The organism is Moellerella wisconsensis (assembly GCF_022592395.1).
Classification (GTDB): Bacteria; Pseudomonadota; Gammaproteobacteria; order Enterobacterales; family Enterobacteriaceae; genus Moellerella; species Moellerella wisconsensis.
This window is the reverse complement of record NZ_CP093242.1, coordinates 2,748,328-2,770,646: the sequence shown is the minus strand read 5'-3', so window position 1 is coordinate 2,770,646 and position 22,319 is coordinate 2,748,328. Positions and strand designations below refer to the sequence as shown.

Sequence of the window (22,319 nt, the reverse complement as noted above, 5' to 3'; positions counted from 1 at the left end):
AAATCAGCAGCTGATCAGTATCAAAAACTAAAAATATAATATTGAAAAAAATCGACGGCATTTAAATTGAATTAAATACCGTCGATTAATATTGACAGGTTAACGGTTAGAAAGATTAAGCCATGCTAGCCATTTCTTTTTGCGCTTCCTGAGAACTGCGTTTTTTAATAACCGCATACAGAATACCGCTGACCGCTGTACCCGCAATAATTGCTAGCAGATACATCAACACGTGGTTGATAGCGCCCGGAATTAATAGCACGAACAGACCACCGTGAGGTGCCATTAACTGAATACCAAAGTACATAGACAGTGCGCCAGTTAACGCGCCACCGATAATACAACTTGGTAATACACGGATAGGATCTTTCGCGGCAAACGGGATTGCCCCTTCAGAGATAAAGCACAGACCGAGAACAAAAGAAGCTTTACCGGCTTCGCGCTCTGCGGGCACAAATTTATGGCGAGCTATTAAGGTGGCAACGCCCATCGCCAGTGGTGGAACCATACCGGCCGCCATAATTGCAGCCATAGGCGCATAGGTTTGTGAACTCAGCAAACCAACACCAAAAGCATACGCGGCTTTATTTAATGGGCCACCCATATCGGTACACATCATCGCCCCCAATACTGCGCCAAGAATGACTGCATTGGTGGTTCCCATGGTATTCAGCCAGTGAGTTAACCAATCCATTAACCATGCGACTGGGCTACCGATGACATAAATCATCGCCAAACCTGTCACCAAGGTCGAAATCAATGGTACGATCAAGATAGGTTTTAGGGCTTCCATGGTTTGAGGCAGTTTCAACTTGGTGCTGACAAAGTGCGCACAGTAACCGGCTAAGAAACCCGAAATAATACCACCGAGGAAACCGGCACCTAAGGTTGTGGCTAACACACCGCCTACTAACCCCGGGGTGATCCCGGTACGATCTGCAATCGAATAAGCAATATACCCCGAGAGTACCGGCACCATTAATGCTAGCGCTGTGCCACCACCGATGAGTTTCAACGCCCAAGCTAATGAACCCTCCACATTGGCTGCATCTAGCCCGAAAGCAAAAGACAGTGCCATACACAGACCACCGGCAACTACCATCGGCAGCATATAAGACACCCCGGTTAGCAGATGGCGATAAACACCGCGTTTTTCTCCCTTGCTGCTCGATGCCTCAGAAGAGGAGCCACCGGAGGCTTGGAACACACGAGCCTCTTTCAGCGCTTTATCCATTTCTTGCGCGGTTTTCTTCAATGCCGCACTGGTTGACGTACGATACATACGTTTGCCGGCAAATTTATCCACATTAACTTCAATATCGGCAGCCACGATCACCAAATCTGCCTGAGCAATTTCTTCGGCACTGATTTCGTTCCCTACACCGACAGAGCCGCGGGTTTCGACTTTAATTTGCCAGCCGCGTTTTTTGGCTTCGGCTTCTAACGCCTCGGCAGACATGTAAGTATGGGCAACACCTGTTGGGCAAGCTGTAACCGCTAATACCGACATTTTGCCTGAATTTGCGCTGTTTTCTGGCGCTTGAGCATTGGTGCTATTATTTTCAGGGTGATAAACAGCAGCTTGCGTTTTAGCATGGGCAATCATTGCCGCAGGGGTACGGATTGCCTCTTCGATAGCCGCAAAATAGACATTTTTTCCGTTTAAATCGATGCCACTAGGTGCATGATTACCGGCAACTATCACTAACTCGGCTTGATTAATATCATCGACGACTACCAGCCCATTATCAGCGGCGACACTTTTTAATGCCTGACTAGCCATCATGGCCGCAGCAGGGCCTTGTGCGCTATTGGCGATAATAAATGTTTTCATAGGTCCTTTCCTTATTCGGCTTCTGCGTTGAAAGGTTGAAGATCAACTCGCGCCATCATTTTGGCTAGCTGTTCGCGATCAGAGAAACCCACATTCGGTTGTGAAACGGCCAACGCAGCAACTGCGGTGGCTAAACGTAAGGTATGTTCACTGGTTTGACGCATCATCAAGCCGTAAATCAATCCTCCCACCATTGAGTCGCCGGCACCTACAGTGCTGACTACTTCACATTTTGGTGGTTTGGCTAACCATGCACCGGAGGAGTTAACCCACATTGCGCCTTTTTCACCTAATGAGATAACCACGTGCGCAATACCTTGATTACGCAGTTGATTCGCCGCTGCAACCACATCTTTCAGGGTTGGCAGAGGTTTGCCTGCCCAAATTTCTAATTCACGGTGATTCGGTTTAACTAGCCATGGTGAAGCTTTCAAGCCGGCAACCAGTGCGTCGCGGCTGCTATCAAAAATAACACACATGCACTCGTTGCGTAGGCGTTCCATCCATTGAGTGAAGTCATTTAATGCGACGCCTGCCGGTAAGCTACCGCTGACACAGATCATATCAAATTGACCCGCCCAGCTTAGCGAATCACTGGCAAAACGTTGCCAATCGGCTTTTGTTACTTCGAATCCTGAAAAATTAAAGTCTGTGACAACTCCGTCACCTTCCGTCAATTTAACGTTGATGCGGGTGCGGCCTTCGACGACTTGGAAGCGATTAGCAATACCGGTTTCGCTGAATACTTTTTGGAATCCGTCTTGGTTTTCTTTCCCCAAGAAACCGCCCACAGTCACATCGATACCTAAGTTTTTCAGAACCTTGGCGACGTTAATTCCTTTACCTGCCGCGTGTAAACCGGCGGTTTTTACCAGATTAACTTCACCACGTTCGATTTCAGGCACTAAACCGACCAGATCATAGGCTGGATTTAGGGTAATTGTTGCAACTCTGCGGCTCATGCGACCTCCTCGCCAAGACCTTCGCGGATGGCATTACCGATAGTTTCCAAGGCGACTTGCGCATCCGGGCCTTCCACATTAATACGTAAACGATGACCTTTTTTCACCCCAAGGCTGACGACTTTCATCAGACTACGGCCATTAACCGGTACACCTGATCCATCGAGATTAGTCACGGTCACTGCACTGTCGAATTTTTTAATTGTGCTTACCAGCATAGTGCTTGGACGAGTATGCAGACCGTGTGCATTGCGGATCACGAATTCTTCACTTAGCCCACTTTCAGGTTGTTGTGCGCCGCTATTTTCATTATTGAGTAAATTAACTAATGTTTCTGCATCAGTAATTTTCAGCATGTTGGCTGCGTGTTGCTGTAACAAAATTTGGCTTAAATTATTCAATACCGCTTCAGGCTGATTATCCGCCATCGCGACAGTAACTAACATAGCGACGGCATGTTCATCCTGCGTCGAGAAAATTTCTTGGGGGGTTGCAATGGCGATAGCACTGCCAAGATTCCCAACAGGGCTATCACTTAACCAAATACCTTGGCCTAAATGCAGCGGTTGATGGGTTAACGCGTGTGTAATGAACTCATTGGCGATCGCGCCAGTTTGTTGTAAGCGCGCAATATTCATCGCTTGCAACACGTTCAGGCTGTGCGCATCCATGCCTAAAGACAGAGTTTGCGGAGAAAAAGCCAAGGCTTGGCTAGTTTTTTCGCCCATTAATAAACTGCGTAATGTCTCGGCAGAGTCTGTTTTTGCCATTTCGGCAGCAATAGCTTCATCGCTCAGTACTTTAGTGAGCTGACGTAATAAAGATAAATGCTCGTTTGATTGCGCAGCGATACCGATAACGATATATGCGGTTTGATCATCACCCCAATTAACGCCCGCTGGAAATTGGAATACCGCCACACCGGTTTTTAATACTTGATCACGAGTATCAGTGGTCCCGTGCGGGATAGCGATACCATTACCCAGATAGGTCGGTGCCTGATTTTCTCGGTTTAGCATGCCTTGGACATAGCCATCTTTGACATATCCGGCTTCAGTCAGCGCAGCGGCGACCTGTTTAATGGCGCTTTCTTTATTCTGTGCTGTGGCTGCAAGATGGATATCTTGTGTTAACAGGTTAAACATAATATCTCCTGATCATTACTGATAAAGAATCGATTCAGCTTAATATTATGTTTAACAACGGCTTGTTGCATTGCGCTGCATTTGCCGTTCTCATCGAGACTGAATCGATTCAAATTACGTATACAATGTACTCGAACAAATAATGATCTGACTAATGAAGTGATTCGATAATGTGATCCGAATCGCATAAAAAGATAGTATCAGCCAGAGAGGCTGAAAGTTGCTGAAGTTTGTATTGCGGGCAATATTTTAGCAGTAGATTTATAGAATTCAACCTCAAGCTGTAGGCAAAAGATAGCTGCGGTTATTCACTGTCTTTATTTGATTGGTTTATAGAGTGAAGTATATACTGAGGCATATCATACAATATAAGAGTGTTACCCGCAGAGAGCGTAAGGCATAACATCGATATTGGCAGAATTATGGCGAGAATAGCCTTGATCCTCACGATGCGCTGAATAGCGATTTAATACGGATTTATTCGTAAGTAAAATAAAAAAGAGAATAAAATTATTGAGTTATGCTAATGTTCTCAAAGAAAATAATTGGTGAGGCAGATAGCTTTTAAGATAATCGCCGAGTTAACGGCTGATAATTTGCTGAAGTAGAGAAACAAAAAGCTGAAATAAATTTCAGCTTTTTGTTTCTCTTAGCACTTGCCAAATTAATCTTTATTACTTGCTACATTACAGGCTAATTACTGGCGACTGAATGCATCTTATCGCCTGACTTTATTTTGCCTGACTTTGTTGCCATTAAATATAGCGAGGAAATAGCCGCACAATATAGCGATAGACTGTAGCTACAGAGCCAGGCAATCATGCCATACAATATAGTGTAGCGAGATAATATAGTGTAGCGATACAGTGCAGCTACAGCCAGCGACAGCCAGCGACAGAATTAAGCGTTGATCTCAATTTGTTGATCGCCCAAAGAAACCACTTTGCCCGCGGTAATTTTGCAACGTTTACGCGTTTCAATTTGCCCATCAACAGACACTAAGCCTTCTGCAATGATGGCTTTCGCCGCGGCACCGCTTTCTGCCCAGCCTTCAATTTTCAATAGGTCACAAAGTTCGATATGAGGGTGACCCTCAAGATGGAAGATATCCATGTTATTCCTTAGATTATTTATTATCAGTATCGTGATACTCTTCGCACGCTTGCAGAGTATTTTCAATCAATGTTGCGACGGTCATCGGGCCGACACCGCCAGGAACTGGCGTTATCCATGCAGCATGCTTCGCAGCCTGTTCGAAATCGATATCCCCGGTAACTTTACCGTTCTCTAAACGGTTAATACCCACATCAATTACGATTGCTCCCGGTTTAATCCAGTCTCCCGGAATAAAATTCGGTTTACCCACAGCCACTACTAATAAATCGGCTTGTCTGACATGTTGTTCGAGATTTTTAGTAAAACGGTGTGTAACCGTCGTGGTACAGCCTGCCAGCAGCAGCTCCAAGCTCATCGGGCGGCCAACAATATTGGACGCACCCACAATAACTGCGTTTAAGCCATAAGTATGAATACCACTGCGCTCTAGCAAAGTGACAATACCGCGCGGCGTGCAGGGACGTAAACGCGGTGCGCGTTGACACAGGCGGCCTACATTATAGGGATGAAAACCATCCACGTCTTTATCTGGATGAATGCGCTCGATAACTTTTACATTATCAATTCCCGCGGGTAAGGGCAGTTGCACTAAAATTCCGTCGATTTCGCGATCGTTATTCAGTGTATCTATAAGCTTGAGCAATTCTGCTTCAGTTGTGGTGTCCGGTAAATCGTATGAACGCGAGATAAAACCCACTTCTTCACAGGCACGGCGTTTACTGCCGACATAGATTTGTGAGGCGGGATTAGCACCGACTAAAATTACGGCCAAACCGGGAGCGCGTTTACCTTGAGCCAGACGCAGACTGACTTTCTCCGCAACTTCTTGCCTGATTGTCTGCGCAATCGATTTCCCATCTATAATTTTTGCTGACATCTATTATCTAATCCATTCGTGAAACATTGGTATGGTGACTATTTTGGCAGAACTCAGCGCATCTGTCAGTCTTAATAATATTACACAAAATGAGCAATCAACAATTTTAGACGATAAAAGCGATTGACTACCGGCTCAGCAACCGTATAATCCAACGCTATCAGCCAGATAGGCTGAAGCCTTCCCCAAGGCGCCCTTAGCTCAGTTGGATAGAGCAACGGCCTTCTAAGCCGTAGGTCGCAGGTTCGAATCCTGCAGGGCGCACCATTAATTTTCAATCACTTACCATCATTTAAAATTCTCCACTTTTGCTAACTGGGACGTATTTTGGACGCAAGTGCCAAAAATAGTGTCTATTTGCTTAGCGTGTTCAGTTAAATGATTGGGTGCAAGATGAGCATACCTTCTCACCATATCAACTGATCCTGTGATGGTCTAATAAAACTGTAGAGATTTATAGCTGATCATTAAGCAAAATCTTATAGGGATAAATATGACCCGAAAAGTAAAAGTGACTTTTAGCCCAAAGCAAAAATTGGAATATGCAAAACTCATGGTTGAAGGGGGATATAGCAATTCCCAAGTTGAAAAAATATCCGGCGCGGGTAAGTCTGTTGTGTCACGATGGAAGCAATAGTATCTCGTCGTGCTAAATGTAAATACTCCACTAAAATCAAAAGCACTAACACCCGAACAACAGCACATTCAAGAATTAGAGACTCAGCTTAAGTGAGCACAGAGGGATATGACATATCAAAAAAGCCACTGCTTACTTTATCCTCGACAATCAAAACTCAAAATCGTGAAGCAAATGAAAATCATGTACTCAAATTTCACGGTCACTGAGTTATGCCACTTTTTTGAAGTAAGCAGCAGTAGTTTTTTATTATGCAACTAAAATACCGACAGCTGAAAATAAAAGGCTGAGTGGTGAAATAAAACGTGTTTTTCATGCATCGAGTCAAACTTATGGCAAAAGGCGTATCTAAGCGGAGTTAAAGGATTAAGGTCACTAAATTGGTACTCATAAAATATCGAATATCATGAAATTAAATCAATTAGTTGCAATTATCTCCATGAAAAAGCACTACTATCCTTCATCGGGTAACTAACATCGATATGCCCCTAATTTGCTTAAATGACAATTTTCGCCTGAACAACATAATCACTATTATGTCTGGGATATCACGTATATTAGAAGGCATCATCATGGGTAGAGCTATTTAGCCTGTGTGTTGGATTTAGCTATAGTGACTCCCCTGATCGTTGTGGAACATCACCCCGGCTGGTTTACTGCGAGTTTCCCACGCCGTATCCAGCGCTTTGAGGGTTAGTCTACTATCTGGAGAGAATGACATTGCCCAGCCCACCGGTTTCCTTGCGAACAAGTCGAGAACAACGGCGAGATACGCCCAGCGTTGAGCTATCCAGATATAGGTGATATCGCCCCCCACACCTGATTAGGCTCAGTGACTGCAAATTGACGTTCAAGATGATTCGGTATAGCAACATGTTCTTGTTCGCCACGTTTGTAATGGTGTTTCGGTTGTTGACAGCTTACAAGGCCGAGCTCTTTCATGAGTCTACTTGCAAGCCAACGCCCCATCGGGAATCCCCTGAACGTTGCCATTGTGGCAATCTCCTTGCCCCAGCACAGCTATGACTGATGTTGTGTTATTCCTGAACTTGACTGCGTAATTCGGTGCATCTTCTATTTGGCTGAACCGAGTGGCATTTCCAGTATTTATAACTGCTGCGATGCATCCCCCTAATATATGGCTGAGAGTGGCTACGGGATAACGCGCCCTAAGCTTTCCGATTAACGTAAATTGTTCAGGGAGTCTGATATCAAGAGCACGGTAGCCTTTTTTAATATTTCGTTTTCCATTTCAATACGTTGAAGTTTTTTCTTTAATTCACGTATTTCAATTTTCTCGGGTGTGATGGGAGAGTCTTTCGGGGTTTTGTCTGCCCGTTCATCCTGCAGCTGTTTTACCCATCGGGCCATAGTGGAAAGACCGATATTCATGGCTTTAGCGGCATCAACAACAGTGTAGTTCTAATCAACAGCTCACTGAGCGGATTCAGGTTTAAATTCTGCACTGAAATTTCGTTTTATCAATAGAGCTTCTACATTGTTATGAGGTGAGCATATTATCTTTATTCAGATGATTAACTGTCTTAAATCAATATAGGCTTAGTAGGGTGTTGATTTACAAATAACTAAGCATGAGATGATAGGTTTACGTGTTGAATTCAAATTAATAATTCAAATAGAGGAAATTAAGTGAACTATTTAGAATTAAGGAAATTATAATCAACGAAACTATAATTAAAGAAACTATTTATACTCATAGAGTACAGGCTAATTAAAAGTACCTTTTGATTTTAATTACTATGGCAGATAATTTCAATATGGATATATTAACCTGTCTTTAATTTTAGATAAATGAAATAGTGATTTATAAAATATCCAGATGATTTAGCAAAGTTGATAGCGTGAAAATTTAATAATTTAACTTATGGTGAAAATTATTATTAATAATAGAAAAATATATCTAATACTTGAGTAATTATGATTAAAATAAATATTTTAGACCTTACTTTATTAATTCCCGCTCGCATTAAGACTAACCTTAACTGATCATTGTTTATTTGGTAGATACGTCAAAATAATATGCTATATAATGGTTAAATAAACATACAAAACATGGGTTTTTAACCATTTTAGTTATTAATTAGCAGTTTTGCTGCACATCATGTCTTTTTTTGATTATCTTATCGGGTTTGCTTAGTTTTTGAAAACAATGAGATAATAGTCTTATTATGATTTTTTGTATCAAAATATTATATTAAATAAATAAAGTTCAATGTAAATATAATGTAATAAATATATTTAATTCAACATTTATAGGGTTAGTGTTTTTTATTTTACATGCTTTATGTATGTGGTTGTTATTTTTATTGTTTATGTTGTTTTTTTTGTTATGTTACGAAGGAAGTGAAGATAAGTATCTATTTGTTAATATTTATTTTAATAATAATTTGAAGGGTTAATATCTAATTAATTATTGATAATCTTTTAATGAGCTGTTTTTTTATTGGCTATTAACAATTATAAATCCCCTATTGACTCATTAATAAAATATGTTTTTAATACTCGCACTGGTTGTATTTGTTTTTATTAATTATATAAATTATAAGTGTGTGGTTATATTTATTAGTATACTTATCATCTTTGTTGGTGATTAGAACTAATTATTTGCTAATGTAATTAATATTCATTTAAGTAGCCATTTATATGTGATTTTCTATTTTGAAACATATATTAATTATTTATCTCAGTGAGTTTTTAATTAACTCTCGATTCTCTATTGTTCATGAAAAGGTCATAACTAGCTATGAAAAAAGTTATATTAACAGCTTTGATTTCAAGTGTTATCAGTGTATCTGCATTTGCAGCTCCCGCTAATCAAGGTCACGGTAAAGTTAAATTTAAAGGTGAAATTGTTGATGCTCCATGCTCAATTAGTGCCGACTCTATCGATCAGACCGTTGATTTAGGCCAAATAGCTAACTCCGTTTTAGCAAAGGGGGGCGCATCTTCGCCAAAACCCTTTACTATCGAATTAGAAGACTGTGTTTTTGATTCTGGAACCAAAGCTCCAAATAATAAAGTAAAAATTACCTTTAGCGGCGCTAGCGCTAAATTCGATCCTACCTTGTTAGGTGTGACAGGATTAGTTCTTGAAGGCTCAGCAGCAGATGCTAAAGATAACGTAGGTATCCAAATTACTGATACAAACGGTATGCCTATTGAGATGGGTAAATCAACGACTCAAGATCACCAGTTGCAAAATGGCAGCAATACTTTGGAATACAGTGCTTACGTACGTGGTGCCAATGTTGATGTCGCTAAAATTCCATTAGGTAAATTCGAAGGTGTTACCAACTTTACGTTGACATATAACTAATTGATTTTTATTGATTAATATACTTGTATGTTTTATTTCTAATATGTAGAGGTTTCATGTGAAAGGATGGCAAAAACATTGTTTTAGTTCATGCATTACTCTTGGTTTGTTCGGTATATGCTTGCCTGTTTTTGCTGCGTCTTCCCAAGGATGGGGAAAAGTTTCTATGTATGGGGAAATTGTTGATACTGCCTGTGCAATAGAAACTGGATCGAGAGATCAGACTATTGATATGGGCATTATTTCTTTAGCTACACTGAAGCAATTAGGTAAAGCACCTCCTAAAGAGTTTCATATTCAATTAGTTGACTGTCGATTGGAGAGTTACTTACCGCATAAGAATGAGTGGCAAACTTTTGATGTTACTTTTGATGGACCTTCTAATGGCGATTTTTTTACTGTAAGTGGTGAAGCCAAAGGTGTGCAACTTGCTTTGCGAGATGAGTATGGAACAACTGTTGTAGCAGGAAAGCCATTACCTAGAAGAGAAATATCACCTGATAAGATGACACTAAACTATGAATTACAATTGGTTACGGATAATCATCAATTAAAATCAGGCAGTTATCAAACATTACTGCGGTTTAAAATTGATTATTATTAATTTTTAAGCTTAGTACTTACTCTTATCTAGGATATTTTTATGTCACGTATTACTCATCAACCTCGTGCGGTTTATTTTGCTGTGATGACAGTACTGATGGCTTATTCATCTTCATTCATGGCAGCTGATGTCGTTCAATTTAATACAGAATTACTTGATTTAGATGATAAACAAAATATCGATTTAGGCCAGTTTTCTCAAGCTGGTTATATTATGCCGGGCAGCTACCCACTTAAAATTCAATTGAATAAAGAAACGTTACCGGAACAAAAAATAACATTTTATCCTGATGGAGAAGATCCTAATAAAAGTCAAGCTTGCTTAACTCATAATATTATTGAGCAATTTGGCTTAACTGAAGATTCGATAAAAAACTTAACGTGGTTGCGTGAGAATACTTGTTTGAATCTAGCAAGTTTACCTGGTGTAGAAGCGCGCGGGGATCTTTCTACATCAACTTTATATGTGAAAGTACCACAAGCTTATTTAGAGTATCGAACAGCAACATGGGACCCACCTTCTTTATGGGATGAAGGTGTTTCTGGCGCGATGCTTGATTATAATTTGACCGCAAGAACCACTCGCCCTCATAATAATGGGCATAATACATATGCCATGAATGGTAATGGTGTTGTCGGTGTGAACCTCGGGGCATGGCGAGTTAGAGCTGATTGGCAGGGGCGCCTTAACCATGCTACAGGGTCAGATAAACCGGTTAATTCAATTTTTGAGTGGAGTCGATTTTACGCTTATAGAGCCATTTCGCAGTTACGCGCCAAGCTTACATTAGGTGAGGACTATTTGAATTCAGACCTTTTTGATAGCTTTCGTTTTACTGGTGGAAGCTTACGCTCTGATCTCAATATGTTACCACCAAATTTACGGGGTTATGCGCCTGAGGTTTCAGGTGTCGCGGCGACTAATGCGACAGTTATTATTAGTCAGCAAGGAAGGGTGATATATCAAACCCAAGTTGCCGCAGGACCGTTTCGTATTCAAGATTTAAGTGATGTAACTAGCGGTAAATTAGATGTTAGAGTTGAAGAAGACAATGGAGCAATACAAGAGTTTCAAGTAGATACAGCGACTATCCCTTATTTAACTCGTCCTGGTGCTATCAGATATAAATTATCGGTAGGCCAGCCAACAACAATTGACCATCATAGTCAGGGGAATTTATTTGCTACTGGTGAATTCTCATGGGGTATTAGTAATGGTTGGTCTTTATTTGGTGGAAGTTTAAATAGCCAAGAATATAATTCATTTGCTCTGGGGATTGGCCGTGATTTACTTGCTTTTGGAGCGCTGTCTTTTGATATCACTCAATCTATTACTCGATTAGCAGGTCAAAATAACTTGAATGGTCGCTCTTATCGTATCAACTATTCTAAACGTTTTGATGATTACAATAGTCAAATACAGTTCGCAGGTTATCGTTTTTCTGAACGTGATTTTATGGGCATGTCTGACTATTTATCGGCGAAAGAAAATGGTATGCGTCAGGGTAGTAATAAAGAAATGTATACTGTTTCGTTGAATAAAAATTTCATCGATGCACAGATTTCAGGTTATTTAAATTATACCCATCAAACTTATTGGGATCGACCTAACAGTGATCGTTATAATTTGATGTTAACTAAAATTATAGAGCTAGGTGGAATTAAGAATATTAATTTGTCTCTTTCTGCTTATCGTAATATCTATAATAAAACTTATGATGATGGGGCTTATTTATCGATATCTATGCCGTGGGGGAATGGCGCTAATATTGGCTATTCTATATCGGCTAATGACAATGAAATAACGAATAGAGCCACTTATTATGACAGAATTGACAATGAAACATCTTATCAATTAAGTGCTGGCGCAGCTCGTCAAGGTGCGACGGGTAGTGCATACATTACGCATCAAGGAAGTAATGCACGATTGACTGCAAATGCAAGTTATCTTCATAACAATTACACTGCATTTGGATTAGGCGCTCAAGGTGGATTTACTTTTACACCTGAAGGAGCAGATATGCACCGTGTATCAACACTGGGTGGAACGCGCTTATTAGTTGACACTGACGGTGTTCAAAATATACCGGTACAAGGGCGCGGTGCAACCGTTGAGTCTAATATTTTTGGTAAAGCGGTGATCCCTGATGTGAATAGTTATTATCGGAATAAAGTGAAAATAGACCTCAATAAGTTACCTGATGATGCTGAAGTTGCTGATTCTGTAGTTCAGGCTACGTTAACAGAAGGCGCTATTGGTTACCGTAAATTTGAGGTGGTATCCGGTAAAAAAATGATGGTTGTTATTCGTCAAGAAGATGGTAGCTATCCTCCATTTGGTGCACAAATACGCAATGTTCGCGGCCAAAATGTTGGAATTATGAATGACAATGGCCAAGCTTATATTAGTGGTATTAGAGCTAATGAAGTTATGTCTGTGCAATGGGGAGGCGATGAACAATGCCAACTACATTTTCCGACACAACTTGAAGAACTAACGACTAACCTATTTATTCCGTGTGGGCAAACTACGCAACGTCAGAAATAGATATCGAGATTAGATAATCTGTTCGATCTTTTTTAATAAAAATTAAATGGATAATAAAATGAAAATAAAACATTCAAAGCGTTCATTAATAACAACCGCCTTATTAGTTGTTTTATATTCAACACAAGCTTGGTCTGCGGTCACTTTAGATCGTACTCGAATTATTTTTAATAGTGATCAAAAAAACGTAGCTTTAACAATCACAAATAAAAACACACAACTTCCTTATTTAGCACAAGGATGGATTGAAAATGATCAAGAGCAAAAGGTCAGTTCTCCTTTTGCTGTTTTACCCCCGGTTCAGCGTTTAGAACCAGGTAAATCAAGTCAATTACGTATTGAAGCATTACCTGCGGTTGCACAGTTACCTCAAGATAGAGAAAGCTTATTTTATTTTAATTTGCGAGAAATTCCGCCTAAAAGTGATAAGCCGAATGTATTACAGTTAGCGTTACAGAGTAAAATTAAACTATTTTATCGTCCTCAGAATATTGTTATAGATGATACTGAAAAAATGAATCATCCATGGCAAGAAAAATTAATTTTATTAAAACAAGGCAATCAATATATTGCCAAAAATCCTACGCCTTTTTATGTCACTATTATTGGTGCATCTGCGACGGATAATGAATCAATGAAAAAAGCATTTGATGCCGTCATGGTTGCTCCATTTAGTGAGAAATCATTAGGAGTTTCTAGTGCAGAATTGGGTAATTCGCCTATTTTGACATATATTAATGACTATGGCGGGCGCTTAAATTTATATTTTAAATGTGTTGCTAATCAATGTGTTGTAGCCCCTGATAAAAAATCATAAGGAGCGTTACTATGATTGGTTCATCTAGGCTTCATCGTATGATTGTGCTTGGTGGCATACTCTGCTTAAGTTTATACAGCGCTTTTGGACAAGCGAATGATAAGAATGCCACTTTTTATCGTCCTGATGGTAATTGGAATGTTGAAGGGGCAAATGGGCAACTTTATGTTTTTGGGGCTTTAACTGAAAGCCCTTGCCGTATTGCTATGGAATCATCTTATCAATCAGTCGATATGGGAAATATTGAGACTGCGACGTTGAAGAACATCGGAAGCAGGGGGCAGGCAGTTCCTTTTCATATTCAATTATTAGATTGTATTGAAACGCCAACGGATCTTATTGATAGAAGAACAGATACTCGGGTATGGAGTTCATTGCAACCTGGCGTTAAAGTTCGTTTTTTGGCGTCATCTGTACCATTTTATCCTCAATTAATACGAGTGACGGGAGCTCAAGGCTTTGGATTACAACTTAGTGATGCTGACGGGAGAATTATTCCATTAGGTGAAGATAGTTTTCCTCGTTTATTGACACCGGGACAAGATAATTTAACTTATTTTATTACACCGGTGAGAGTAAGTCATAAGCTTCTACCTGATGCATATCATGCTTTGATTTCCTTTGAGTTGATATATGACTGAATGTGATCACTCGGGAGTTTTATTTGTCATGAAACGATTATTTTTCAATCCAATATCTATTGGTTGTAATATTCTTATTCTATTAATTAATTTAGTCTGTATTCCTTTAAGTCATGCTGAAGTAGATGTTCGTGTGCGAGGAACATTGATTGCAGAGCCATGTACATTGCTACCAGAAGATGCTGAAATTGAAATAGACTTTGACACTATTGTAGATAAATATCTTTATATAAATAAAAGAACGCCACTTGAACCATTTACTATTCATTTAGTGGATTGTGAAGTTCATGCAGGTCAAGGAGTGAAAGTCGGTTTTTTGGGTGCTGAAAATAATAAATTACCGGGAATGTTAGCGTTAGATAAAGGGAGTTTGATCAAAGGTATTGGGATTGGAATTAAAGATAGAAATGGTAAATTGATCCCAATTAATAGTGAAACTCCCGCTTATTTATTAGGCAATGGTACTAATGATCTCATTTTTCAGGGATATGTTGAAGCTGAGTCTGATGCGATAAAAAATAAAACGATAGGGCTAGGTAGGTTTCAAGCGACCGCTATTTTTGTTTTAAATTATGATTAAGATGAGATCATTGGTTATGAAAAAAATAATATTCTTTTTGTTTATTTTTACCTGTTGTAATGCACAGGCTTATGTATGTAAGAATATGCAAACAGGTGAATGGATTGATGACGGTAGCCAAACTATTCGGGTACCTATTGATTCAAATTTAAGTGATTCTGAAAATATATTTGCAAATGTTGGAGATTATTTTTCATGTAAAAATGATCTTCCCGGCTCTTATGTTGATTACTTAGAAGTTGAAAGTAATGGGATACATCTAGGTGATAAATTAAAAGCTCAACGTTTTTCTGGAGGCATTTATGTGAATGACTCTAGGCATTTAGCGCCTAACTATTCGAAAATTAACGTTTTTAGTTTGCATGATGGTGATTGGCATCCTATAGATATAGATATGTTTTTTCAAACACCATCAGTATTAGGGCCTTATTTAGTCATTGAACCCGGTGATGTTCTAATGAAAATAAATTTGTTTAAGTACAGTGAGCCACGAGCTAAAGACGAGTATTTTACTTGGACATTTGTTGCTGCAAACCGAGCTATTCTTGTTACTGGAACCTGTGAGATTAATAATAATCAGCTGATTGATGTCGATTTTGGTGAGGTCAATAAGACATCTATCGCTACAACGGGTTCGAATACACGTTATCAAATTAATAAAGAATTAGAATATGATTGTCAGGATCGCTCGGTAAATAAAAATATTAAAATATCATTGAGTGCTACACCGGCTTCATTTTCAAATACAGCATTTGAGACGACAACCGCGGGCTTAGGAGTTGAAATGTATCATGATGGGAAGGTTATTGCCCCTTTTAGTGGGTTTAATTCCAGGTTACGTAATGGTCTTGGTCGAGACACAGTGACGTTTACATTGGTCAAAAAAAATAATCCGAGCCCAACTGATTTACAAGAAGGTGATTTTGTTGCTAATGCCTCTTTAATTATATCATTACCCTAATATTATGATATGTGGCCAATTAAAACTGGCCACTATTATAGAATTTTTCCCATATCGATTTTATTCTTTATTCGTCATAACCTACCGCTCATTCCATGGACGGCATCATTGAAGGTCATATATCTCAATTACTGGGATCCACTTGTTTTTTAGGCTTATGACGAAGCGTTCCATCACACGGTTATCCCAGCAGTATCCGCGTCGATTTATACTCTGTTTTATTCGGTGATTGGCATATCATTAGATAAAGATCAAAATGTATGTACTTCATCTAGTCTTGCTAGTAAATGGAATACTGCAATAGATTTAAAATCAACGTCAAATATATGGAGTCGGCCTATTTATTTTGTATTATGTGGTGTTGAAAATGCACCAGTTGGTGATGGGCATGCTACAGGGTTAATAACATATACATGGAAGTGATTTTTATCATATAGTATCAAGTTATAAAAAACCCACCTAAATGGTGGGTGAAAAAGATTATCAGTATGAAATTAAAAAATTTAAGATGTAAATGACATAACCAATTTATTAATATTTATAGTGTTGATCTTGACGGTATCTTTCTAATTCAGCCATATCTCTAGCTTCAATAGCTAACTCATCGAAAAAAGAAGTCATGTTTGTTTTTAATACTTTTAAACATTTAATTATAGTATCCAAATCTATTTTACTAACTCCGCGTTCATAGCGAAATAATTGTTGTTCACTTTTATCTATCAGCCTAGCAAGCTGATTAACCGTATATCCTTCATTTTTTCTTAGTTTTTTAATTTTAGCGCCAGCTAAACTAGATACGATATATTTCTCTTTCATAAGATATTTCCTATAGACATTTAATTTTTTCTTATCCTAAGTGATTATACGGTAAAAAAAAAGTCTAAATTAGAGTTTATTTACTAATTGTTTATCTTTAGAATTATTGTATTTTTCATCATGAAATAATACTGGATGTTATTACTTTATATATAAATGACACTAAATAATAAAATAAATTTTATTGTTTGGTGCCGTAAGAAAATATATATGTGGTGATATAGAGGCTGCTATCATCTATTAATGATAATATTTTAGGTGATGTTATTGTCTATTAAAAACGCCATTAATTCATAATGATATAGCATGAATTCCAACGTGCATTATTATCAACGTCAATCCAAAAAATGATACTAATAATTAAAATGGTCATATATAAATTATGATTTTAAATCTATGCCTTCATTTCATTCTCATTAAATTTTTTAAGGTTATCTGTTTTTTTAGGTTTACTTAAAGTATAGATTATACGGATTATTAATGTACCCAATGATATTTATTTAGGCGGTGGAAATAAAGTCATGTTCCACAGCGTCCAGGGCAGTCACTATACAATCATGCTGTTCCGGTAGTTACTGTGGCATTGTCTAATCAAACAGAGCATAAATCGACGCGGATACTGCTGGGATAATCGTGTGATGGAATGCTTCTTCATAAGCCTGAAAAATGAGTGGAGCTTACCGATGGAATAGATGACCTTCAGTGATTCTGCTCATAGAATAATGGCTTCTATCACTAGCTATTATAGCCTCTTCAGGCCACATGAATATAACGGTGGCTAATTTTAGTTCCATTACATGTGGGTTAATCTTGCTAGCGTGGATAAATCGCCTTGAAACAGGACGGGCAATAAAAAATTCAGCGGAGTAAGAGAGTTGAAGTGGTACATTATTTCTCCCTTATTTCCTGAGTTGGGACTGAGTTATTGGCAAAAGAATCAACTAATATATTGCTAAAATGATTAATTATATTAAGTGCATTTTAATGAAAATATAAATGAGATTGAAAATCATTAGTGATAAAGCAATTTTTTAATTATCTATGCTTGAGACTGAAGCTAATCAGAAGCGTTGTCATTTGGTAAATAAATTAATGCGAGTGAATATAAAAAACCATCATTTATTAATGATCTTTAAATGACACTTGTTTAATTATTATTTATAAAGAAAATTAAATTAAATGAATTCAAATAATATAATAGGTTATATATCTACTGGTTTTAATATCAAATAACACAATATAAGTTATAAAGTGACACTAAAATCTTAATTTTAAATCAATATGGTTTTTAGTTTTATTCTTATTTTTTATAATTATTTCAAAGTATGAAAAGTTTACTTAAAAAACATAATCAGTTTAAAAATAACTAATAACGAGTTGTTTTCATTTATAGGTATTGAAAATATAAAATAATATATATATTTCACTACTGTAAATCAAACTTGTTAATTGTAAATTTTAGTCGGATAATAGTTATGCATTAAGTTAATTATTATATTTAAATAATCGATATTTTGTGAATTAATTATTTTTAAAACTGTATTTAATTAATTAAAATTACTTAATAAAGTCTCTTTGGAGAGGATAAATGGAAAAAAAATTACTAGCAATATTAATAGCTTCAACCTCTATATTTGTTATTAATAATTCTTTAGCAAGCGATGGAACGATTGATTTTACGGGTGAAATTATTGATAGTGCTTGTGAATTAGCTGCAGGATCTGATGCATTAAAAGTTAATTTAGGGAAAGTATCTAAATCTGCATTACCCGGTGTAGGAAGTACAGCTGCCGCGACAAAATTTACAATCAAATTAATTAACTGTCCTGCAACAGTAAAAGCGGCTTCAGTTAAATTTGATGCTGAATCTTATGCTGGTGATGATCAAGTCATTGCACTAAAGAAAGTGAAAGATGGAGCAACAGGAGTAGGAATTCAAATCACAGATGATACAAATATAGTAGTTCCTTTGTTTACAACGTCTAAATCTTATAACTTAAAAACGGGTTCAGGAATAGAAAATAATTTAGATTTTCGTGCTCGTTATATTGCTAAATCCAGTACGGTAACAGCGGGTCCTGCCAATGCTAATGCAACATTTACGATTAATTATAACTAAATTTAATTAATTTTAGGGCTTAAATGGATGTAAGCCTTCATATAAATATATGGTGATAACATGAAGTGTTTTTTTTATTTTCTAATCTCTTTATTTTTAATAAATACATCTAATGCTGGTGTTATTATCGGTGGAACACGTGTTATTTATAATGAAGGGAAAAAGGATGTTAATATCAGTGTTGAAAATCCTGATGATATACCTTATTTAATTCAAGCTTGGATAGATAATATTGATGAAAAAAAACAATCAAGTTTCACTATAACTCCTCCACTTTTTAGATTAAATTCAAATAATAGCAATACATTAAGAATACTTTTAACGGAAGAAAGCTTACCTAGTGATAGAGAGTCTCTATTTTGGCTAAATATAAAAACTATACCAGCAACAGAAAAAATAGAAAATGCATTACAAATTGCATTTAAAACTCAAATGAAATTGATTTATCGTCCTAAAATTTTAAAGAATATTAGTTTTAATGATGAGCAACAGAAGCTGGAGTGGTCTAAATCAGGAAATAAAATTAGTGTTAAAAACCCAACCCCTTATTTTATTAATTTTCAAATGATTAAGTTTAATGGTCAATCTGTTAACGATGTTTCTTATGTGGCGCCTTTTTCAACACGTTCATTCGATATAAATAATGAAGAGAAAAATGGAACTATAAATTGGGAAATTATTAATGACTATGGTGGAACAGTAGAGTTATCTGAAAAGAAAATATAAATATTTATTAAATTAGGTTTTAATATGAAATTTAATGTGAAATATATCATCTTTTTTTTATCTTTAGGGTATACATATTCATCATATGCACAGAAAGCTATTTATTTTGATCCGGATTTTTTGGAATTACCCAATAAAGAATCTATGGATTTATCTCAATTTGAAAATAATGAGCAATTAGCTGGAAGCTATTATGTTGATATATATGTTAATACCAATTTAATTGGGCCTCAACGTATCTCTTTTGAAAAAAAAGAGGGAAGTAAACTTGTTCCTTGTTTATCAATAAGAGCTCTAAATAAATTAGGTATTAAAACTGAAAAATATCCAGATTTAGAAACATTAAAAAATAACTGTGCAAATTTATCGGTAATTCCTGATGCAAAGAGTGACTTTGAATTTAATTCACAACGTTTATATTTAAGTGTTCCTCAAGTTGCTTTGAATCAATCTCCTAGAGGGTTTGTTGATTTAAATGATATCGATAATGGTATTACTGCGTTATTATTAAATTATAGTTATAGCGGCTCAAAAAATCATGATCGTAAAAAGAATAATTCATCTTCTGCATCTAATTACCTTAATCTAAGACCAGGGGTTAATATTGGTGCTTGGCGTTTAAGAAACTATACCACATGGTCTAATAGTGATGAAAATAGCAGTAAGTGGGATACTGTTTATACTTATTTATCTCGCAGTATTAATAAAATAAAAAGCCAATTAATTTTAGGCGATGGTATATCGCCTTCTTCTGTTTTTGACAGTGTTCCATTTAGAGGAATACAGCTGGCGACTGATGATGATATGTATCCTGAAAGTTTACGGGGCTATGCGCCAGTCGTTCATGGAATAGCTCGTAGTAATGCTCAAATTACAATTAAACAAAATGGATATACTATTTATCAAACAGAAGTTGCTGCCGGCCCTTTTGAAATTAAAGATTTATACCCAACAGGAAGTAGTGGTGATTTATATGTAACAATTAAAGAAGCTAATGGCAGTGAACAGCATCAAATAGTACCTTTCGCATCTTTACCCGTTTTACAACGTGAAGGTTATTTATCTTATAGTATGACAGGTGGTGAATATCGTTCTTATGATAAAAATATAGAGAAAAAGAAATTTGGGCAATTAACTTTAATTTATGGTCTACCTTATGGAATTACAGCTTATGGGGGAAGTCAGATTAGTGATAAATATCAATCTTACTCTATTGGTGCGGGAAAAAACCTAGGTATTTTGGGGGCAATTTCAGTTGATATAATAGAAGCTAATTCCACCTTAAATAATGGTAAGACAAAACGCGGGCAATCTTATCGTTTTAGATATAATAAGAATTTAAATCATTTAGGAACGAATATTGCTTTAGCTGGCTATCGATACTCAACAAAAGATTTTTATAGTTTAGCGGAAGTTTTTGATGGATTTCGTCATGGTATTAATCAACCACAAATAGAACGACGTCGTAATCGTGCTGAGATTACGGTCAATCAAAATTTAGGTGAAGATTATGGTTCATTATCACTGGGTTATGTAAGAGAAAACTATTGGAATAGTGATAGAAAAACACAGTCTGTAACAATAGGTTATAACAATAGTTGGCAAGGAGTTAGTTATGGTTTGAATTATGCTTATAACAAAAATACCAATAACTATTTTTATCGTTCAGGTAGTCAATCTAAGAGTAATGATGACCATTTAGTGTCATTGTCTGTTAGCGTACCTTTTACGGTATTTGATGATACTTTTTATTATAATTTTAATACGAGTAGTAGTAGCCATAATTCAAGTTCAGGAAGTGTAGGTGTATCCGCATCGCAGTTAAATAACCAATTAAATTGGAGTATGCAGCAAGTATATACTGCTCAAAACCAAGGTTCCTCTGGAAATCTAAATGCGTCTTATAAAGGTCAATATGGTGAAATTTCGGGAGGAAGTGGATACAGCAAAGATAATTATAATTTATACTATGGGCTTAATGGCGGTTTAGCTATTCATTCAGGAGGCATTGTTTTTGGTCAACAACTGGGTGAAACGGCGGCTATCGTGGCTATTCCTGATGCAGGCAATGTTGCTGTTTTAAATCAAGCAGGCGTTAAGACTAATAATCAAGGTTATGCGTTGATACCTTATATTACCCCGTACCGTAAAAATACAATTAATATAGATACTTCTGAATTACCTGAAAATACAGAAATGGAATTAACTAGCCAGACGGTTTCTCCCAGTCGAGGTGCATTGGTCAAGGCCAATTTCTCAGCAAATGTAGGATATCGAGTATTAATGAAATTAACCTTTCATAATAATGAATTTGTTCCATTTGGTGCCCAAGCTATTTTTAACGAAAATCCACAATTAAATAATATTGTAGGTAGTGATGGTGAAATATATTTATCTGGGCTTGGTGATAATGGTAATTTCATTGTTAAATATAATGGAAATCAATGTTTTGTTAATTACGATTTATCAGGTGTTGCTGATTATTTAGGACTTTATAAGACCAGTGCTATTTGTCAAAAATAGATAGCTTTAAATTTAAATGTCTATTATTAGAAGCAATGAAAAATAACTGTTAATATTCCCACGTTTAGGAAAGTACA

17 protein-coding genes, 1 tRNA gene and 3 pseudogenes are annotated in these 22,319 nt (G+C 37.0%); 13 read left to right on the top strand and 8 right to left on the bottom strand.

The genetic code is table 11. From position 1 onward, the window contains the following. Positions 1-115: 115 nt before the first annotated feature. From fruA to folD, 5 genes are all read right to left on the bottom strand, one after another. Positions 116-1,834 (bottom strand): PTS fructose transporter subunit IIBC, encoded by a 1,719-nt coding sequence (fruA, locus tag MNY66_RS12205; protein ID WP_241500986.1) that lies wholly within the window; start codon positions 1,832-1,834, stop codon positions 116-118. An 11-nt stretch (positions 1,835-1,845) separates the two neighbouring features. Beyond that, a complete protein-coding gene (gene fruK / locus MNY66_RS12200; RefSeq protein ID WP_047256387.1) occupies positions 1,846-2,796 on the bottom strand; it encodes a 1-phosphofructokinase in 951 nt (316 codons plus the stop codon). Next, positions 2,793-3,941 carry a fused PTS fructose transporter subunit IIA/HPr protein gene (gene fruB / locus MNY66_RS12195; RefSeq protein ID WP_047256388.1) on the bottom strand — a complete coding sequence of 383 codons (1,149 nt, stop codon included), beginning with the start codon at positions 3,939-3,941 and terminating at the stop codon, positions 2,793-2,795. The genes fruK and fruB overlap by 4 nt, the downstream gene beginning before the upstream one ends. Before the next feature lie 900 nt (positions 3,942-4,841). Next, positions 4,842-5,054 carry a ribosome-associated protein YbcJ gene (gene ybcJ, locus MNY66_RS12190; protein ID WP_047256389.1) on the bottom strand — a complete coding sequence of 71 codons (213 nt, stop codon included), beginning with the start codon at positions 5,052-5,054 and terminating at the stop codon, positions 4,842-4,844. 13 nt (positions 5,055-5,067) lie between these two features. Continuing rightward, positions 5,068-5,934, bottom strand: a complete 867-nt coding sequence (folD, locus tag MNY66_RS12185) for a bifunctional methylenetetrahydrofolate dehydrogenase/methenyltetrahydrofolate cyclohydrolase FolD (RefSeq protein WP_047256390.1) — start codon at positions 5,932-5,934, stop codon at positions 5,068-5,070. 190 nt (positions 5,935-6,124) lie between these two features. Here folD and MNY66_RS12180 point away from each other — a divergent pair. Next, a tRNA-Arg gene (locus tag MNY66_RS12180) sits at positions 6,125-6,201 on the top strand. A 21-nt stretch (positions 6,202-6,222) separates the two neighbouring features. On the opposite strand, the pseudogene MNY66_RS12175 reads toward MNY66_RS12180, so the two are convergent. Then, positions 6,223-6,357: pseudogene (locus MNY66_RS12175) on the bottom strand (integrase); the annotation flags it as partial. A gap of 70 nt (positions 6,358-6,427) precedes the next feature. Here MNY66_RS12175 and MNY66_RS12170 point away from each other — a divergent pair. Further along, entirely contained in the window at positions 6,428-6,571 is a 144-nt protein-coding gene (locus MNY66_RS12170) for a hypothetical protein (RefSeq protein ID WP_156171041.1), read from the top strand. 607 nt (positions 6,572-7,178) lie between these two features. On the opposite strand, the pseudogene MNY66_RS12165 reads toward MNY66_RS12170, so the two are convergent. Then, positions 7,179-8,056: pseudogene (locus MNY66_RS12165) on the bottom strand (IS3 family transposase); the annotation flags it as partial. A gap of 1,279 nt (positions 8,057-9,335) precedes the next feature. On the opposite strand from MNY66_RS12165, the gene MNY66_RS12160 reads away from it, so the two are divergent. From MNY66_RS12160 to MNY66_RS12130, 7 genes are read left to right on the top strand one after another with little or no spacing between them, the layout of a single operon-like run. After that, complete coding sequence (locus MNY66_RS12160) at positions 9,336-9,908, top strand: fimbrial protein (RefSeq protein WP_047254602.1); 573 nt, start codon at positions 9,336-9,338, stop codon at positions 9,906-9,908. 58 nt (positions 9,909-9,966) lie between these two features. Next, positions 9,967-10,512 carry a fimbrial protein gene (locus MNY66_RS12155; protein ID WP_231636990.1) on the top strand — a complete coding sequence of 182 codons (546 nt, stop codon included), beginning with the start codon at positions 9,967-9,969 and terminating at the stop codon, positions 10,510-10,512. Positions 10,513-10,551: 39 nt separating this feature from the next. After that, positions 10,552-13,059, top strand: coding sequence for an outer membrane usher protein (locus MNY66_RS12150; RefSeq protein WP_241500985.1), 2,508 nt, complete (start codon positions 10,552-10,554; stop codon positions 13,057-13,059). 58 nt (positions 13,060-13,117) lie between these two features. Continuing rightward, entirely contained in the window at positions 13,118-13,876 is a 759-nt protein-coding gene (locus MNY66_RS12145) for a fimbria/pilus periplasmic chaperone (RefSeq protein ID WP_047254601.1), read from the top strand. Positions 13,877-13,887: 11 nt separating this feature from the next. Then, on the top strand, positions 13,888-14,517 hold the full coding sequence (locus MNY66_RS12140; protein WP_047254600.1) for a fimbrial protein: 630 nt from the start codon (positions 13,888-13,890) through the stop codon (positions 14,515-14,517). 28 nt (positions 14,518-14,545) lie between these two features. After that, positions 14,546-15,097, top strand: coding sequence for a fimbrial protein (locus MNY66_RS12135; protein WP_047254603.1), 552 nt, complete (start codon positions 14,546-14,548; stop codon positions 15,095-15,097). A 16-nt stretch (positions 15,098-15,113) separates the two neighbouring features. Beyond that, complete coding sequence (locus MNY66_RS12130) at positions 15,114-16,058, top strand: fimbrial protein (protein ID WP_241500984.1); 945 nt, start codon at positions 15,114-15,116, stop codon at positions 16,056-16,058. Positions 16,059-16,589: 531 nt separating this feature from the next. On the opposite strand, the gene MNY66_RS12125 is transcribed toward MNY66_RS12130, so the two are convergent. Further along, entirely contained in the window at positions 16,590-16,874 is a 285-nt protein-coding gene (locus MNY66_RS12125) for a helix-turn-helix domain-containing protein (protein ID WP_047254598.1), read from the bottom strand. Positions 16,875-17,392: 518 nt separating this feature from the next. Here MNY66_RS12125 and MNY66_RS12120 point away from each other — a divergent pair. The 4 genes and pseudogenes from MNY66_RS12120 to MNY66_RS12105 all read left to right on the top strand — a co-directional run. Further along, positions 17,393-17,656 (top strand): annotated as a pseudogene (locus MNY66_RS12120) (IS3 family transposase); the annotation flags it as partial. An 806-nt stretch (positions 17,657-18,462) separates the two neighbouring features. Then, positions 18,463-18,993 (top strand): fimbrial protein, encoded by a 531-nt coding sequence (locus MNY66_RS12115; RefSeq protein ID WP_047254730.1) that lies wholly within the window; start codon positions 18,463-18,465, stop codon positions 18,991-18,993. 60 nt (positions 18,994-19,053) lie between these two features. Then, positions 19,054-19,719: a fimbrial biogenesis chaperone gene (locus MNY66_RS12110; protein WP_047254731.1), complete on the top strand. Its 666-nt coding sequence runs from the start codon at positions 19,054-19,056 to the stop codon at positions 19,717-19,719. Between the two features lie 24 nt (positions 19,720-19,743). Further along, the gene (locus MNY66_RS12105) at positions 19,744-22,242 is read left to right on the top strand and encodes a fimbria/pilus outer membrane usher protein (RefSeq protein ID WP_241500983.1); all 2,499 of its coding nucleotides are present in this window, start codon (positions 19,744-19,746) and stop codon (positions 22,240-22,242) included. Positions 22,243-22,319: the final 77 nt, after the last annotated feature.

Coding starts and splice junctions, on each gene's coding strand:
- fruA (WP_241500986.1), bottom strand. CDS start 1,834: ATGAAAACATTTATTATCGCCAATAGCGCACAAGGCCCTGCTGCGGCC.
- fruK (WP_047256387.1), bottom strand. CDS start 2,796: ATGAGCCGCAGAGTTGCAACAATTACCCTAAATCCAGCCTATGATCTG.
- fruB (WP_047256388.1), bottom strand. CDS start 3,941: ATGTTTAACCTGTTAACACAAGATATCCATCTTGCAGCCACAGCACAG.
- ybcJ (WP_047256389.1), bottom strand. CDS start 5,054: ATGGATATCTTCCATCTTGAGGGTCACCCTCATATCGAACTTTGTGAC.
- folD (WP_047256390.1), bottom strand. CDS start 5,934: ATGTCAGCAAAAATTATAGATGGGAAATCGATTGCGCAGACAATCAGG.
- MNY66_RS12170 (WP_156171041.1), top strand. CDS start 6,428: ATGACCCGAAAAGTAAAAGTGACTTTTAGCCCAAAGCAAAAATTGGAA.
- MNY66_RS12160 (WP_047254602.1), top strand. CDS start 9,336: ATGAAAAAAGTTATATTAACAGCTTTGATTTCAAGTGTTATCAGTGTA.
- MNY66_RS12150 (WP_241500985.1), top strand. CDS start 10,552: ATGTCACGTATTACTCATCAACCTCGTGCGGTTTATTTTGCTGTGATG.
- MNY66_RS12145 (WP_047254601.1), top strand. CDS start 13,118: ATGAAAATAAAACATTCAAAGCGTTCATTAATAACAACCGCCTTATTA.
- MNY66_RS12140 (WP_047254600.1), top strand. CDS start 13,888: ATGATTGGTTCATCTAGGCTTCATCGTATGATTGTGCTTGGTGGCATA.
- MNY66_RS12135 (WP_047254603.1), top strand. CDS start 14,546: ATGAAACGATTATTTTTCAATCCAATATCTATTGGTTGTAATATTCTT.
- MNY66_RS12130 (WP_241500984.1), top strand. CDS start 15,114: ATGAAAAAAATAATATTCTTTTTGTTTATTTTTACCTGTTGTAATGCA.
- MNY66_RS12125 (WP_047254598.1), bottom strand. CDS start 16,874: ATGAAAGAGAAATATATCGTATCTAGTTTAGCTGGCGCTAAAATTAAA.
- MNY66_RS12115 (WP_047254730.1), top strand. CDS start 18,463: ATGGAAAAAAAATTACTAGCAATATTAATAGCTTCAACCTCTATATTT.
- MNY66_RS12110 (WP_047254731.1), top strand. CDS start 19,054: ATGAAGTGTTTTTTTTATTTTCTAATCTCTTTATTTTTAATAAATACA.
- MNY66_RS12105 (WP_241500983.1), top strand. CDS start 19,744: ATGAAATTTAATGTGAAATATATCATCTTTTTTTTATCTTTAGGGTAT.